This is a genomic window from Polynucleobacter sp. AP-RePozz3-80-G7 (assembly GCF_018882145.1).
Taxonomy (GTDB): Bacteria; Pseudomonadota; Gammaproteobacteria; order Burkholderiales; family Burkholderiaceae; genus Polynucleobacter.
In genome coordinates this window covers 422,738-436,253 of the sequence record NZ_JACVPC010000001.1, presented here as the reverse complement: position 1 = coordinate 436,253, position 13,516 = coordinate 422,738, and the positions used below count along the sequence as shown (strand labels likewise).

Below are 13,516 nucleotides of genomic sequence, written 5' to 3'. Positions count from 1 at the left end.
GCAAAAGGCGAATGAAATGTTTAATCTGGTTTTTTATCTTCTAGCTGATCTTGATAACGCGGATCTTGAGCGCGCTCATCCGCATCATCTCGGTCACGACGTACAGAATCCAAATAATCCTGTAAAGAATAGCAAAGCTTGTCGCAACCCAAGCCTGTTAAGGCTGAGATCTCGAAGACGGGGCCTTTCCATTTAAAGCGCTTTATAAAGTCAGCAACGACTTTCTTGCGATCTTCTTCTGGAATCATGTCCACTTTATTTAAGACTAGCCAACGCGGCTTCTCAACCAAAGCTTCGTCGTACTTACGCAATTCATTCACAATCGCTACAGCATCTGCCACTGGATCAACATTTGCATCAAATGGAGCAATATCAACCAAATGCAGCAATACGCCTGTACGTTGTAAATGGCGCAAGAAGCGATGACCCAGACCAGCGCCTTCAGCCGCGCCTTCAATCAAACCAGGAATATCAGCGATCACAAAACTGCGTTCAGCTCCCACACGCACTACACCCAAATTTGGATGCAAAGTGGTGAATGGATAATCCGCAATCTTTGGACGAGCATTCGAAACTGCAGTAATCAAGGTAGATTTACCCGCATTAGGCATACCCAATAAACCAACGTCGGCCAATACTTTTAATTCGAGCTTCAGCTTACGGCGTTCACCTTCTTTGCCATTCGTCTTTTGACGTGGCGCCCTATTCGTACTACTCTTAAAGTGAATATTGCCCCAACCACCAACACCGCCCTGCGCCAAACATAAGCGCTCACCATGGGTAGTTAAGTCAGCAATGGGTTCACCAGTTTCATAGTCGGCAATGATTGTGCCAACTGGCATCCGTAACTCGATATCGTCACCAGCGCGGCCATAGCAATCTGCGCCACGACCAGGCTCACCATTTTTTGCAGTATGTGTTTTTGCGTAGCGGTAATCAATCAAGGTATTGATGTTGCGATCGGCTATTGCCCAGACGCTACCGCCTTTGCCGCCGTCTCCACCATCAGGCCCGCCAAATTCAATGAACTTTTCGCGGCGCATAGAGGCACTCCCGGCGCCACCTTGCCCTGCTATCACTTCGATACGTGCTTCGTCTATAAATTTCATGAATAAAAAAGGCCTCGCTTAGCGAGGCCTGTTCCTAAGAGTTAAATTCGGAATAAATCTGAATCAAACGTGTCTCAGTCAGGCTGCCTTATGAACGAGGCAAGACTGAAACTTGGGCCTTCTTCAAAGCACCCTTAACGCCGAATTCCACTTGTCCGTCAATCAAGGCGAACAAAGTGTGATCCTTGCCAATACCAACGTTAGCACCTGGATGAACACGTGTGCCACGTTGACGAATGATGATGCTGCCAGCATTAATATGCTCGCCGCCAAATACCTTAACGCCTAAGCGTTTCGATTCTGAGTCGCGGCCATTTCGTGTTGAGCCGCCGCCTTTTTTCTGTGCCATATCTTTCTCCTACCCTGAATTAGGCTTTAATCGTGTTGATCAAAATTTCAGTGAAATTCTGACGATGGCCTTGGTGCTTTTGATAATGCTTGCGACGGCGCATCTTAAAGATTGTCACTTTATCGTGACGTCCCTGGGAGACGACAGTGGCCATCACAGCTGCACCATTAACCAATGGATCACCTAATTTCAGTGAAGCGCCTTCGCCAACGGCGAGGACTTGGTCAAGAGTGATTTCGCTGCCGATTTCCGCTGGTATCTGTTCTATTTTCAATTTTTCGCCTGCAGCAACTTTATATTGTTTGCCACCGGTTTTTATGACCGCGTACATGGTTTGAAACCTCAATTAATATCTACATTTAAGCTAATCCACCCTGGACCAGCTAAGCCCATTATTATATCTTGCATGACGAGCACTGTCAAAACCAATGACTTAAGCCAAATTCTGGCCCCAATTGCCTTAGATTTCAAGGCCTTAGACGAGGTTATCCGTCAGCGTTTAGCCTCAAAAGTCGCCTTAATTGACCAAATCTCGAGCTATATCATCCAGGCTGGCGGCAAGCGGGTCAGGCCCGCCCTGTTGATGTTGGTGGCCAAAGCCCTCGCCAATGGCAAAGAAACACCCCACACCCTGGAAATGTCGGCTGTAGTTGAATTCATCCACACCGCTACCCTGCTTCATGATGATGTAGTTGATGAATCTACCCTGAGAAGAGGTCGCGAGACTGCCAATGCCGCTTTTGGCAATGCTGCCAGTGTTTTAGTGGGCGACTTCTTATATTCCCGAGCCTTCCAAATGATGGTTGGCCCAAACGACCTTCGAGTCATGCAAATTTTGTCAGACGCAACCAACACGATTGCCGAAGGCGAAGTTTTGCAACTTCTCAATATGAATGACCCAGAAGTAGATGAAGCAAGTTATTTACAGGTCATTCGCTATAAAACGGCCAAGCTTTTTGAAGCCTCTACTGAGCTTGGCGCCATCCTAGCCAACGCCTCCGATACGCAACGCGAACAAGCTGCTGCATTTGGACGTCACATCGGTACGGCTTTTCAGTTAATGGATGACTTGCTGGACTACACCGCTAATGCTGCACAGATGGGAAAAAATGCCGGGGATGATTTACGCGAAGGTAAGCCTACGCTGCCACTGATTTACTTGCTAGAAAACGGTAGTAATGAAGAACGTCTTTTAGTGCGCGCAGCAATTGAACAAAACCAAGATTTACCAGATGATGTGTTTACACAAATCCTTGCCGCCGTAAAAAACTCTGGCGCACTAGATTACACACAAGCAGCAGCCAAGCGTGAGGCCGACCTGGCCTTAGCCTGCCTAAAAGACTTCCCATCAAATGAAGCCAGTGCTGCGCTGGAAGCTCTGTGTGCCTACTCTCTTACGAGGCAAACCTAAGATCCCAAAGTATTCAATCTGAGTTCACGCGCAGTCATTCGGACCTGTTCCGCCTCTTCACGCAAACGTGCAATTTCTTGCGGCAATAACTGCTCTAGATTGGAATAATCTAGTTTCCACGAAGGATCTTCTGACCATACCAATGGTGATTGAACCGTTGTGCGGGCTGCAGGAGCAGACTCCAAAAGCCGTAATGCCAACTCAAAATTCAAATCCTGAGAAGGCACATCATTTGGTTTTGCAGCCGCATTACCTAACGGAAAATCACTAAACATTAGTCGTGGCACCCCACAATATTCAACAATGTCTTTAGCGGCGCCCATCACGACTGTTGAAATGCCTGCAGCCTCTAAGTAACGCGCTAATAAACTTTGGCTCTGATGACATATTGGGCAGTTCGGAATTAATGCCACTACATTGACACCGTCGGCTTTTATCATCTCTAAAACGCGGGGGGCATCAATCTCTAATGTGTGGCGCTGACTTCGATTAGTCGGCAAGCCATAGAAGTTTTCTGAAACCTCACCTATCCTTCCATCTGCAAGCGCTCGTTTAGCAGCGTCCAGCGGAAACCAACAATTGCCGTCTTCCATATTGGCATTCTCGCGATCAACCCCAACATGGGCAATTCGTAAATCGATACTTCCTTCGATTGACTGTTGATAGGGCTGATAAAACTTGGCTGCAGCATTGTAAGGAGCGCCCTGGCCTTGAGGTCCTTTACTGGGGTCATGAGGAACGGCCGTAGTAATGAGACCCAAGACAGATTGCGCAAGTGGTTTTTTCAGCGGAGTAAATGGCACATCAATATAGTGAGCCCATACATACGGATTCTCATAGCCTAAACCCAAGTAGTAGCTGCGGGTGCGCTCTATATAGCGAATCGGCTGATCCCGTTCTGGTGCAAATATGAGTTCAGAAATCTTAGACATCAATCCATCCCTGTAAGATATTGCATATCAAATATTTAATCTCATAGGAACTCATTATGGCTCAGTGGCTTAGATTTCAGCATCAAGGAAAAAGTGGTTTAGGACAAGTACAGGGCGACCAAATCGCAGTGTATGAGGGTGACTTATTTAAAGGACCCAAGGTCACAGGCGAAACACTCAAGCTGGCTGATGTAACGATTGATATCCCATGCACTCCTTCCAAGATGGTTGCCATGGTCGACAACTTCCATGCACTGGTAACGAAGCTTGAGCATGCCGTACCTGCAGAGCCTTTGTACTTTCTCAAGGGAAATAACTCCTTCTTAGCCGCCAACCAAGTGATTCGTACCCCCAAGTCCTATTCCGGAAAAGTTGTTTATGAAGGGGAGCTTGGTATTGTGATTGGCAAACGCTGTCATGAAGTGGATGAGGCGGAAGCAGCTCAAGCCATCTTTGGCTATACCTGCATTAATGATGTTACCGCGATTGAAATCCTGAACCGCGACCCTGGTTATGCACAGTGGACTCGCTCTAAGAGTTTTAATACCTTTGGCGTATTCGGCCCTTACATCACTACCGATGTAGATCCGAGTAAGCTAACGATCAAAACCATTCTCAATGATCAAGAGCGTCAAAACTATCCGATTGCGGACATGATTTTCGCACCCGCAAAATTAGTGAGCCTCATTTCCCAAGATGTACCGCTTGAAGCTGGAGATATCATTGCTTGCGGCACTTCCGTTGGTGTGGGCTCCATGAAGCCTGGTAGCAATGTCAGCATCATTATTGATGGGGTTGGCCAACTAGATAATCGCTTCGAATAATTTCTATCCCCACAAAAAAACCCTTGCTATGTTCAGTAGCAAGGGTTTTTTGTTTCAAGAAACTTTACTTTTTTAGTAGCCTGATACTGATGGCAATGCCAAGCTACCTTTAGAGGCCTGGACGTTTTCATCCAAGTATTTAGTCAAAGCAAATACGGTATTCAAGCAAGGTGTTGGGGTTTGGGTGATCTTACCCAGCTCAATCACTGACCCCAATAAAGCATCAATCTCTAAGCTACGACCCGCTTCCAGGTCTTGCAACATGGAAGTTTTGTGTTTACCGACTTTTTCAGCACCAGCGATACGACGCTCTATATCCACACGGAAAGTCACACCCAACTTCTCGGCAATCGTCTGCGCTTCGGCCATCATGTTGCGAGCCAACTCTTTGGTCAATGGGTATTGGCAGATGCCTTCCAAGGTTCCATGCGTCAAAGAGCTAATTGGATTGAAAGTCATATTGCCCCATAGTTTGAGCCAGATCTCAGAGCGAATGTCATCCAGAATAGGAGACTTAAATCCAGCTGCGCCCATCATCTCCGATATCTTCTGAATGCGCTCAGTCGTTGTGCCATCCAACTCACCCAATGGAAAGCGATTACCTTCAACGTGACGAATCACGCCAGGCGCTTGAGTAAAGGTTGCTGGATAGACTACGCAACCAATAATGTTATTTGGGTTAATGGCATTCTTAGCGATACCACCAGCATCCACTGTTTCCACTGAATGATCTTGATATTCACCGCTCAACTTCTGGAAATACCACCAAGGAATTCCGTTCTGCATTGGGATCAAAATAGTTTCGGGACCCATAATGGCCGCCAAATCATCAATGATCGGCTCTACTTGATGAGCCTTCACCGCAAGAATCACAACATCAGGAGTCTCGGCATCACCAATTTTTTCCACCGCTTTAACTTGGGCAACCAAAGGCTCTGGTTGGTCATCCATAATTAAAGCTAGGCCACGCTCTTTAATTGCGGCCAAAGTAGCACCGCGCGCAACAACCGTTACCTCATTGCCCGCTCGCGCCAACATGACAGCTAAGTAACCGCCAATAGCGCCACCCCCGCCGATCACACAGATTTTCATAGGAACTCCATAAGAATAAAAAATTTTGTATTACTGTCATATTAGAGGAGATCATTTTGCGGTGCAATATATTCTTAGTTGCATCATTTTTAAGCAGATCATGCTCTAAACAGCCTTTAATGAGTCTTTCGGTACGAGGCTACCTAAAATCATGCCTGCGATGCTAGCAAATAGACCGGCTAATTGGGGCGGCAATATGGCATTCGGAGCCAAAGTCTCACAACTGATCCAAATCGTTAAGCCTCCAACGACGGCCAATAATCCGCCCAAGGAGTTCGCTCTAGGCCAATAAACCCCAAACGCTAATGGCACAAATGCGGCAACTAGAGTCACTTTATAGGCACTCTCCACCATCTTAAAAATAGACAGCTCCGAGTTCACCGCAAAGAAAGTGACCACTACAGCAAAACATAAAACCGTAATCCGCATGACCTTTAACAAATCATGATCAGATAAATGTTTGAAAAAACCTCGCACAATATTTTCAGCAAACGTTACCGATGGCGCTAATAAGGTAGCGCTGGCACAACTCTTAATGGCTGAGAGGAGTGCACCAAAGAACATCACCTGGGCAATAAGAGGTGCGTGGTTCAGAATCAACTTAGGCAAGATCATCTGTGGATCAGTGGTGAGGTATTCCTTGACCAAATCCGGACTAATCAAGGTTGCCGAGTAAGCCAAATACATGGGTACAAATGCAAAAATAAAATAGAGCACTCCGCCTAGCAAAGCTGCTTGGACAGCAATGTTCACATTCTTAGATGAGGTAATTCGCTGAAAGACATCTTGCTGCGGAATAGATCCCAACATCATGGTGCATAAGGCAGCAACGAAGCCCAAGATCGAAGCTAAATTCATATCTGGCCAGAAGTTACTAAATTGGCCACCGGCGGCTGCATGCTCAATCACCACACCAATACCGCCAGTCTGCGAGGTCATCTCACCACCGATATAGAGCATGCCGACCACAATAATGATCATCTGAATGAAGTCCGTAATAGCAACCGACCACATCCCGCCAAATAAGGTGTAAATCAATACACTAGCAGCACCAATCATCATGCCGCCCGTCTGAGAAATGCTTCCTTCAGAGACAACATTAAATACCAATCCTAGAGCTTTAATTTGTGCAGCAACCCAACCCAAGTAAGAAACAACAATACAAAGAGTGACTAAAACCTCAACTGTGCGGCCATACTTCTCGCGAAAAAAATCACCGATAGTGAGCATGCGACGGTTATAAAGATGGCGAGCAAAAAACAGTCCCACCAAAATTAAACAAAGAGAGGAACCAAAGGGATCTGCAACCACTCCCCCCAATCCTTCTTTTAAAAAAGTGGCCGGAATTCCTAAAACGGTTTCAGAGCCAAACCAGGTTGCAAATACAGTGGCGGTAACAATGGGCAAAGGTAGGCTATGGCCAGCCGCAGCAAAGTCAGCAGTATTTTTGACTCTTAGGGCTGCCCATAAGCCAATGCCGACCGAGATAACCCAGTAAATAATGACAAACCAAATTAGCACGCCCAAATACTCCTTGTGAAATTTGATGAAATTATATGGCTATGTCACTTTTGGTAGTTAGCAAAAAGTACCCATTTGGATCACTCCACGTTGAGCATTGGTCTGACATAATTCAAGAGTGAGAACACCCGAACAATCCCCGACATTGAGTCCATCAGCCGATCTGGCCTACCAAAAGGCTATTTTGGGATCTGTCTCGCGTACTTTTGCCCTTACCATCCCACTTCTACCCCCAAGCATCGAAAAGGTAGTCGGCAACACCTATTTGCTATGCCGCATTGTTGACACTATTGAGGATGCCGCAGATTTAAGCCCACAGAGCAAGCAAGCTCTTTCGGCGCTGTTTTTGGATGCAGTGCTTGAGAGGGCTCCAGTTGAGGCATTTGTTGCACCCTGCCTCAACGCATTAAAAAATTACAGCAATCAAGATGAGTTGGATTTAATTTCTCATACACCCACTGTTCTGCGAATTTTGCATACCTGCTCTACCCAGGATCAAGCAGCAGTCAGTCGTTGCGTTTCCATCATGTCTGAAGGAATGTCGTGCTTCCATGGAAGACAAAACCAAGCCGGCCTTCAAGATCTTGCTGAGTTTGAACAATATTGCTATGTCGTGGCAGGGGTAGTTGGCGAACTGCTAACAACCATCTTTAGCAACCATTCCCAGGCCTTCAAAGAAAAAATGGCGGAGCATGAAAATTTGGCAATTGCATTTGGTCAAGCACTACAAATGACCAATATTCTTAAAGACTCACCAGAGGATAAGGCCCGCGGGGTCTCCTGGAAGCCAATCAATGTTAGTCATGAAGCACTTCTCAGGCTTGCCTATGAAAAGCTCCGGGAATCTCTGCATTACATTCTGTTGATTCCTAAACAGGAACAGGGTATGAGACGTTTCTGCTTTTTGGCTTTTGGTTTGGCGGTAATGACTCTGTCAAAGGTTGCAGATCGTAAAGAATTCGACAGTAAAGATGAAGTAAAACTTTCTAGAAACACTGTCATGAGTTTCTACGGCTTTACAAAGTGGGCCGTTAAAAGCGATATGGTGATGAAGATTTTTTTCAACCTTAGTAGCAGATCACTCGCTAAATAAGCAAACCTACAAAGCGCCTTCATGCTTTAAAAGCCAGAGCTTAATTTGGCGATACAGACCTGGGGAGTTTTCTTTCATAAAGCCACCAATACCTTGGGCTGACACGACTCGATGGCATGGTGCAATTAAGGGGTAGGGATTGGCACCGCACGCTGTGCCTACTGCACGCGCCCCACTCTTGATCTTTTTAGCTACATCACCATAGGTTCTTGTTTTTCCAGCAGGTATGTCTTGGATACTAGTCCACACTTTTCTTTGGTGCTCAGTACCCGCGGGTTTTGTGGGTAAGTCAAATTGCCAATGAGGATCCTGAAAGTAAGCCATGCACTGCCGCGCAACCTCTTTAGCCAGCTGATTCTGTGGAGCGATTAAAACCGTGTTGGCTGGCAAATAATCCATTCTAGAAAGCATTAGGCTACCCTCCACCATTTCCGTCGAAATGCCCAGACACCCAAAAGGCGCCGCAATAACACAGTAGTTAGCGCCATTTGAGCTCAAAGGGGTTGGTATGGAAGCCATATCAAGTGATTCTCACATAAATAAACAAGAGGGATGACAGATATTTATTCCATGGCTATAGCTTGAGAAATGCCACTTTGCTATATTGACTCATCCTTACTTTTTTCAGGCAGACCTCATGGACACCTTTTTTGACGATTGGCCGCTTTATGGCCAAGTTGCTCTAGTCCTATTTTTACTTGCACTCTCTGGCTTTTTCTCGATGGCAGAAACCAGCATGCTGTCCTCCAATCGTCACCGTCTACGTGCAATGGCCAATGGTGGCAATGCAGGTGCAGCGCTAGCTGACAGACTCCTAAAGCGTATTGACTCCTTATTGTCGGTGCTGCTGATTTCGAACAACCTGATCAATACCGTTCTTCCTATTCTGGTTACGGGGATTGCTCTGCATATTTTTGGTGATAGTGGTCTCGTACTCTCAATTGCTACTTTAGTTGTTGCCCTACTCATCATTATTTTTAGCGAGATTACCCCGAAGGTCATTGGTGCCGCTTTTCCAGAAAAGATTGCCTCCAATGTTGGCTGGTTTATTTTGCCCCTGACTTTTGTATTGAAACCGCTGCTTTGGTTTATCAATAACTTTGTTTCTGGTCTTATGAAAGTATCTGGCCTGCAATCCTCTTCTGATAGCAGGGCTATGAGTAAAGAAGAGTTACGCAGCCTCGTTTTGGAGTCAAATCGTTTTGTCTCCAATCATCATCGCAACATCCTGCTCAACTTATTCAATTTAGAAAACATTACTGTTGATGATGTGATGACACCCAGGTCCAAGATTGAAGTTTTGGATCTCTCAAGACCTATTAATGAAGTAGTCCAACAATTGGAGACTTGCTATCACAATAAATTACCCGTTTGTGATGGTGACTCTGAACGTATTGTCGGAATCCTTTCTGTCAAAAAGGCCTTGACTCTGCTAGGTGACACCGACCTTGAGCATGAAGACTTTAAGGTGTTATTAAATGAGCCTTACTTCATCCCGAGTAGCACCCCCGTATTGCAGCAAATGCAATTTTTCCAAGATAACCAACAACGCTTAAGTTTGGTTGTAAATGAATATGGCGAAGTTCTGGGACTAGTCACTTTTGAAGATATCGTCGAAGAACTTATTGGGGAATTCACGACCTCTTTCTCCAACCTCTCAACTGATCCTCATTGGCTCCCCAATGGAACCTATCTAGCAACAGGTGGTGCCTCACTACGAGATCTGAATCGCTTACTCAACCTTAGCCTCCCTTTAAATGGTCCGCGCACCTTAAATGGACTCATTCTCGAAAAACTCGAGGCCATCCCCGATCATGATGTCAGCATTCGTATTGCTGGCATCGTCATGGAAATTGTTCAATTTGACGAGCATAGTGTTAAAACAGTGAAGCTTTATCGTCCCGCCATTCGGACTCCAGAACAAGATTGAGCGTTAACGCTGATGACTCACTGATCATTCGCACTTGGTATGAAATCGCTACATATGCCCTAGATGCTCGAGCGAGTGATATTCATATAGAGGCTGGAGTCCAAGCCACACTCATTCGTATTCGGGTCGATGGCCTGCTACAAGTACAGTCGCATTACCCGATTGAATTTCATGACCGCCTCATCACACGCATTAAAGTGCTGGCGCGCTTAGATATTGCAGAAAAACGCCTGCCGCAAGATGGACGCCTTTGCATTGGCCATGACTTTTCCAAACCCAATATTGATTGCCGGGTCTCAATCTTGCCAACCCTTCATGGAGAAAAGGCGGTTGTTCGCATACTACCCAGCTGCGTAGAGGAGCTTGATCTTCAAGACATTGGCCTCCTCTCGGAACAACTCGAGATATTTCAGCAAGCCCTTGCTCAATCCAGCGGGCTGATCCTAGTGACCGGGCCAACTGGGAGCGGCAAGACTCGAACGCTCTATAGCTGCCTGCGTCAGCTCAATCAAAATCATCGCAATCTTTGCTCGATAGAAGACCCCATTGAAATTCGTCTTGCTGGAGTCAACCAAGTAGCCTATCACCCCCGGGCAGGCTTGGATTTTCCAACAATCATTCGCGCCCTTCTTCGGCAAGACCCGGATGTCATCATGATCGGGGAGATTCGAGATACCGCTACAGCCCAACTTGCTATTCAGGCGGCACAAACTGGGCATCTCGTTCTCAGCACCTTGCATACCCGAAATGCTTGTGGGGCAGTTCCTAGACTTGGCCATCTAGGAGTAGATCAACAATCTTTAGAGTCCTGTCTCTTAAGCGTCAGCTCACAGCGCCTCGTGCGAAAAACTTGCGCTCAATGTCTTGGATTTAAGATCAAAAATAATGTGCCATGTTCATTCTGCAAAGGCAATGGCTACCTTGGGCGCATTGGGGTTCATGAAGTACTAAGCAAAACCCATTTGTTTAACTCGTCTACTTCATACCTCAACATGCGAGATGCCGGATTAATGCATATGCAAGCGGGCCTTATTAATCAAGCAGCCCTAAATGCAGAAGTGGGCACATGGCACTAAGCAAGCAGAATCAACTTCATTTTGCTGAGCAGCTTGTAACATTGCTAGAGGCAGGCCTACCAATCCTCAATGCGATTGAACTTGTTTATTCAACCGCCCCAAAGACCTGGATTCCTTGGGTGACTAGCATTCACACCCAGCTCAAAAAGGGTGAAAGTTTTTCTCAATGCTTGCGCGCCCAAGAAAATCTATTCTCTATGGAATTTATTAATCTCATTCGGGTTAGTGAGCGTACTGGTGACTTTCATCTGGCGCTAAAAACCATCTGCCAGCAACTTGAGGCCCAAATTGAATTACGTCGAAAAATTCAACAGGCAATGAGTTATCCCGCCATCACCCTTACTAGCTCTTGCCTTCTAGTGATAGTGATGATGATTTGGGTTGTGCCCGTCTTTAAGGATGTTTTTGCTCATTTTCAAGCGGAGTTGCCAGCTCCGACTAAAGTGTTAATTCAGGCATCGTCATGGTTTGAAGCGTTTTACCTCGAAATCGCGATAGCCTTCATTGGCTTTGCCATGCTTTTTAGTCTTGCATGGTCTAGGATCCCCAAAATACAAAAGCACTGCGATAGACTGAGCTTCTCTATACCCATCATTGGCCAGCTCCTAAGATTGGCCACTCTGACCTACTGGTGCCGGACATTAGGTCACCTCCTGAAGTCTGGATTACCCCTTCCAGATGCATTGAGGGTTACCGCACAATCATCTAACCACTGGCTTAGCCATGATTTCAGCGCAGATATATTCAAACACCTTACCCGTGGCTGGTCACTCGGAGATGCCATATCAAAAGCAGATCCCAAACGCCTGCTATTTGATCAGGAAACATTGCAGCTCTTACGAATAGGATCTGAAAGTGGTGCGCTCGCTGAAATGCTAAAAAAGCGCGCATCAGCATTGAGTTCTCAATTAAGCAATCGCCTAAACACCTTAAGCCAAAGCTTAGAGCCCTTATTAATCATTTTCGTTGGACTCATTATTGGAAGTCTGGTCATAATCCTATATCTCCCCATCTTTAACCTAGGACAGATTGTTTAATGGGTAATTTTGTTTTTTTCGACTGGATACGAATCTGCCTGATAACAATCCTGGTGTACTTAGCTTATTTCGATTTGCGCACCTTTCGCTTGCCTGATGTCATCACCTTACCACTCATCTTGCTGGGTCTCTTGTTTAATGGCCTTTCAAATCAAAGCTTCATTTCTTTTCAAAACGCAATCATTGGAGCGGTCCTAGGCTACACCAGTCTTTGGCTCCTCAATCTTCTTTATCGGATAGTCAAAAAGCAAGATGGGATTGGAATGGGAGATGCCAAACTACTGGCAGCCTTGGGCGCTTGGCTTGGCTGGTTTGCATTACCCAGTATTTTGCTAATGGCATCCCTGACCGGACTGATTGGCGGCATTATTTGGCTGCAATGGAATAAACAAAATCATCGCTCAGCTTTTCCGTTTGGCCCTTTCCTGGCTATTGCTGGCATCATTGAGTTGTTATGGCCACAAACCCTACAAACCCTTCTTCTGAGCAAGCCGGTCTAGACATCCTAAAAGGGCATGTACCCTTTGTAGGTCTTACTGGAGGTATTGGCTCAGGAAAAACTGCCGTGAGCGATCAGCTCGCTCAACTGGGTGCGGGCATTGTCGACACTGATCTCATCGCCCATCAGATCACCGCCCCAAATGGAGTGGCTATCCCCTTCATTCAAAAGCAGTTTGGCTCTGAGTTTATTGACTCAAGCGGGGCTTTAGATAGAGTCAAGATGCGTAGTCTAGTATTTTCCGAGCCGGTAGCTAGGCAATCTTTAGAAGCAATCACCCACCCCCTCATAAGGGAAGAATCCATTCGGCAAACCAAACGGCTGATAGAAAAAAAGGTTCCTTACCTTGTTTTTGTAGTGCCCCTGTTGATTGAATCAGGTAATTGGGCACCCCTTCTGGATTACCTCGTAGTCGTGGACTGCCCAGAGGAAACTCAAATTGAACGAGTGATGCAGCGCAGCAAATTACCCAAAAACGAGGTAGAGAGAATTCTGAAGGCTCAAGCCAGCAGAGAAGAGCGTATTGCCAGGGCGGATATGGTCATTGAGAATCAGGGCTCTCTTGAGAACTTAAAAACTGAAGTTTTAAAGTTGAACGAAAAAATCTTACAGATTCAGAAAGATCGCACCAGTTCGTCATAGA

Annotated in this window: 15 protein-coding genes; 8 read left to right on the top strand and 7 right to left on the bottom strand. The window is 46.1% G+C overall.

The annotated features are described in order from the left end of the window. Positions 1-20: 20 nt before the first annotated feature. The 3 genes from obgE to rplU all read right to left on the bottom strand — a co-directional run bounded on the left by obgE (position 21) and on the right by rplU (position 1,789). On the bottom strand, positions 21-1,109 hold the full coding sequence (gene obgE, locus ICE90_RS02400) for a GTPase ObgE (protein ID WP_215321387.1): 1,089 nt from the start codon (positions 1,107-1,109) through the stop codon (positions 21-23). An 88-nt stretch (positions 1,110-1,197) separates the two neighbouring features. Continuing rightward, positions 1,198-1,458 (bottom strand): 50S ribosomal protein L27, encoded by a 261-nt coding sequence (rpmA, locus tag ICE90_RS02395; RefSeq protein ID WP_011902041.1) that lies wholly within the window; start codon positions 1,456-1,458, stop codon positions 1,198-1,200. Positions 1,459-1,477: 19 nt separating this feature from the next. Beyond that, entirely contained in the window at positions 1,478-1,789 is a 312-nt protein-coding gene (gene rplU, locus ICE90_RS02390) for a 50S ribosomal protein L21 (RefSeq protein WP_011902040.1), read from the bottom strand. A 75-nt stretch (positions 1,790-1,864) separates the two neighbouring features. Here rplU and ICE90_RS02385 point away from each other — a divergent pair, with 75 nt between their 5' ends. Continuing rightward, positions 1,865-2,869: a polyprenyl synthetase family protein gene (locus ICE90_RS02385; protein ID WP_216190735.1), complete on the top strand. Its 1,005-nt coding sequence runs from the start codon at positions 1,865-1,867 to the stop codon at positions 2,867-2,869. On the opposite strand, the gene ICE90_RS02380 is transcribed toward ICE90_RS02385, so the two are convergent. Further along, positions 2,866-3,801, bottom strand: a complete 936-nt coding sequence (locus ICE90_RS02380) for a glycine/sarcosine/betaine reductase selenoprotein B family protein (protein ID WP_216190734.1) — start codon at positions 3,799-3,801, stop codon at positions 2,866-2,868. The genes ICE90_RS02385 and ICE90_RS02380 overlap by 4 nt on opposite strands. Before the next feature lie 56 nt (positions 3,802-3,857). Here ICE90_RS02380 and ICE90_RS02375 point away from each other — a divergent pair, with 56 nt between their 5' ends. Next, positions 3,858-4,625 (top strand): fumarylacetoacetate hydrolase family protein, encoded by a 768-nt coding sequence (locus tag ICE90_RS02375; RefSeq protein ID WP_216190733.1) that lies wholly within the window; start codon positions 3,858-3,860, stop codon positions 4,623-4,625. Positions 4,626-4,697: 72 nt separating this feature from the next. Here ICE90_RS02375 and ICE90_RS02370 read toward each other — a convergent pair whose 3' ends face one another. After that, positions 4,698-5,717: a 2-dehydropantoate 2-reductase gene (locus ICE90_RS02370; RefSeq protein ID WP_215321383.1), complete on the bottom strand. Its 1,020-nt coding sequence runs from the start codon at positions 5,715-5,717 to the stop codon at positions 4,698-4,700. Positions 5,718-5,822: 105 nt separating this feature from the next. Then, positions 5,823-7,238 carry a sodium:solute symporter family protein gene (locus ICE90_RS02365; RefSeq protein WP_215321382.1) on the bottom strand — a complete coding sequence of 472 codons (1,416 nt, stop codon included), beginning with the start codon at positions 7,236-7,238 and terminating at the stop codon, positions 5,823-5,825. Between the two features lie 145 nt (positions 7,239-7,383). On the opposite strand from ICE90_RS02365, the gene ICE90_RS02360 reads away from it, so the two are divergent. Continuing rightward, positions 7,384-8,331 carry a squalene/phytoene synthase family protein gene (locus tag ICE90_RS02360; protein ID WP_216863818.1) on the top strand — a complete coding sequence of 316 codons (948 nt, stop codon included), beginning with the start codon at positions 7,384-7,386 and terminating at the stop codon, positions 8,329-8,331. Between the two features lie 6 nt (positions 8,332-8,337). Here the strand turns inward: ICE90_RS02360 and ICE90_RS02355 are convergent, their stop codons facing one another. After that, positions 8,338-8,742 carry a methylated-DNA--[protein]-cysteine S-methyltransferase gene (locus ICE90_RS02355; protein ID WP_251368498.1) on the bottom strand — a complete coding sequence of 135 codons (405 nt, stop codon included), beginning with the start codon at positions 8,740-8,742 and terminating at the stop codon, positions 8,338-8,340. A 226-nt stretch (positions 8,743-8,968) separates the two neighbouring features. On the opposite strand from ICE90_RS02355, the gene ICE90_RS02350 reads away from it, so the two are divergent. Genes ICE90_RS02350 through coaE form a run of 5 tightly spaced genes read left to right on the top strand, consistent with a single transcriptional unit; the run spans position 8,969 to position 13,515 of the window. Further along, the gene (locus tag ICE90_RS02350) at positions 8,969-10,261 is read left to right on the top strand and encodes an HlyC/CorC family transporter (protein WP_215321379.1); all 1,293 of its coding nucleotides are present in this window, start codon (positions 8,969-8,971) and stop codon (positions 10,259-10,261) included. After that, positions 10,258-11,337 (top strand): GspE/PulE family protein, encoded by a 1,080-nt coding sequence (locus tag ICE90_RS02345; RefSeq protein ID WP_216190731.1) that lies wholly within the window; start codon positions 10,258-10,260, stop codon positions 11,335-11,337. The genes ICE90_RS02350 and ICE90_RS02345 overlap by 4 nt, the downstream gene beginning before the upstream one ends. Further along, positions 11,328-12,374, top strand: a complete 1,047-nt coding sequence (locus ICE90_RS02340; RefSeq protein WP_216190730.1) for a type II secretion system F family protein — start codon at positions 11,328-11,330, stop codon at positions 12,372-12,374. Before ICE90_RS02345 ends, ICE90_RS02340 begins: the two co-directional genes overlap by 10 nt. Continuing rightward, a complete protein-coding gene (locus ICE90_RS02335; protein ID WP_215321376.1) occupies positions 12,374-12,874 on the top strand; it encodes an A24 family peptidase in 501 nt (166 codons plus the stop codon). The genes ICE90_RS02340 and ICE90_RS02335 overlap by 1 nt, the downstream gene beginning before the upstream one ends. Next, entirely contained in the window at positions 12,829-13,515 is a 687-nt protein-coding gene (gene coaE, locus ICE90_RS02330; protein WP_215321375.1) for a dephospho-CoA kinase, read from the top strand. Before ICE90_RS02335 ends, coaE begins: the two co-directional genes overlap by 46 nt. The last annotated feature ends 1 nt before the right edge of the window (position 13,516 follow it).

Coding starts and splice junctions, on each gene's coding strand:
- obgE (WP_215321387.1), bottom strand. CDS start 1,109: ATGAAATTTATAGACGAAGCACGTATCGAAGTGATAGCAGGGCAAGGT.
- rpmA (WP_011902041.1), bottom strand. CDS start 1,458: ATGGCACAGAAAAAAGGCGGCGGCTCAACACGAAATGGCCGCGACTCA.
- rplU (WP_011902040.1), bottom strand. CDS start 1,789: ATGTACGCGGTCATAAAAACCGGTGGCAAACAATATAAAGTTGCTGCA.
- ICE90_RS02385 (WP_216190735.1), top strand. CDS start 1,865: ATGACGAGCACTGTCAAAACCAATGACTTAAGCCAAATTCTGGCCCCA.
- ICE90_RS02380 (WP_216190734.1), bottom strand. CDS start 3,801: ATGTCTAAGATTTCTGAACTCATATTTGCACCAGAACGGGATCAGCCG.
- ICE90_RS02375 (WP_216190733.1), top strand. CDS start 3,858: ATGGCTCAGTGGCTTAGATTTCAGCATCAAGGAAAAAGTGGTTTAGGA.
- ICE90_RS02370 (WP_215321383.1), bottom strand. CDS start 5,717: ATGAAAATCTGTGTGATCGGCGGGGGTGGCGCTATTGGCGGTTACTTA.
- ICE90_RS02355 (WP_251368498.1), bottom strand. CDS start 8,742: ATGCTTTCTAGAATGGATTATTTGCCAGCCAACACGGTTTTAATCGCT.
- ICE90_RS02350 (WP_215321379.1), top strand. CDS start 8,969: ATGGACACCTTTTTTGACGATTGGCCGCTTTATGGCCAAGTTGCTCTA.
- ICE90_RS02340 (WP_216190730.1), top strand. CDS start 11,328: ATGGCACTAAGCAAGCAGAATCAACTTCATTTTGCTGAGCAGCTTGTA.
- ICE90_RS02335 (WP_215321376.1), top strand. CDS start 12,374: ATGGGTAATTTTGTTTTTTTCGACTGGATACGAATCTGCCTGATAACA.
- coaE (WP_215321375.1), top strand. CDS start 12,829: ATGGCCACAAACCCTACAAACCCTTCTTCTGAGCAAGCCGGTCTAGAC.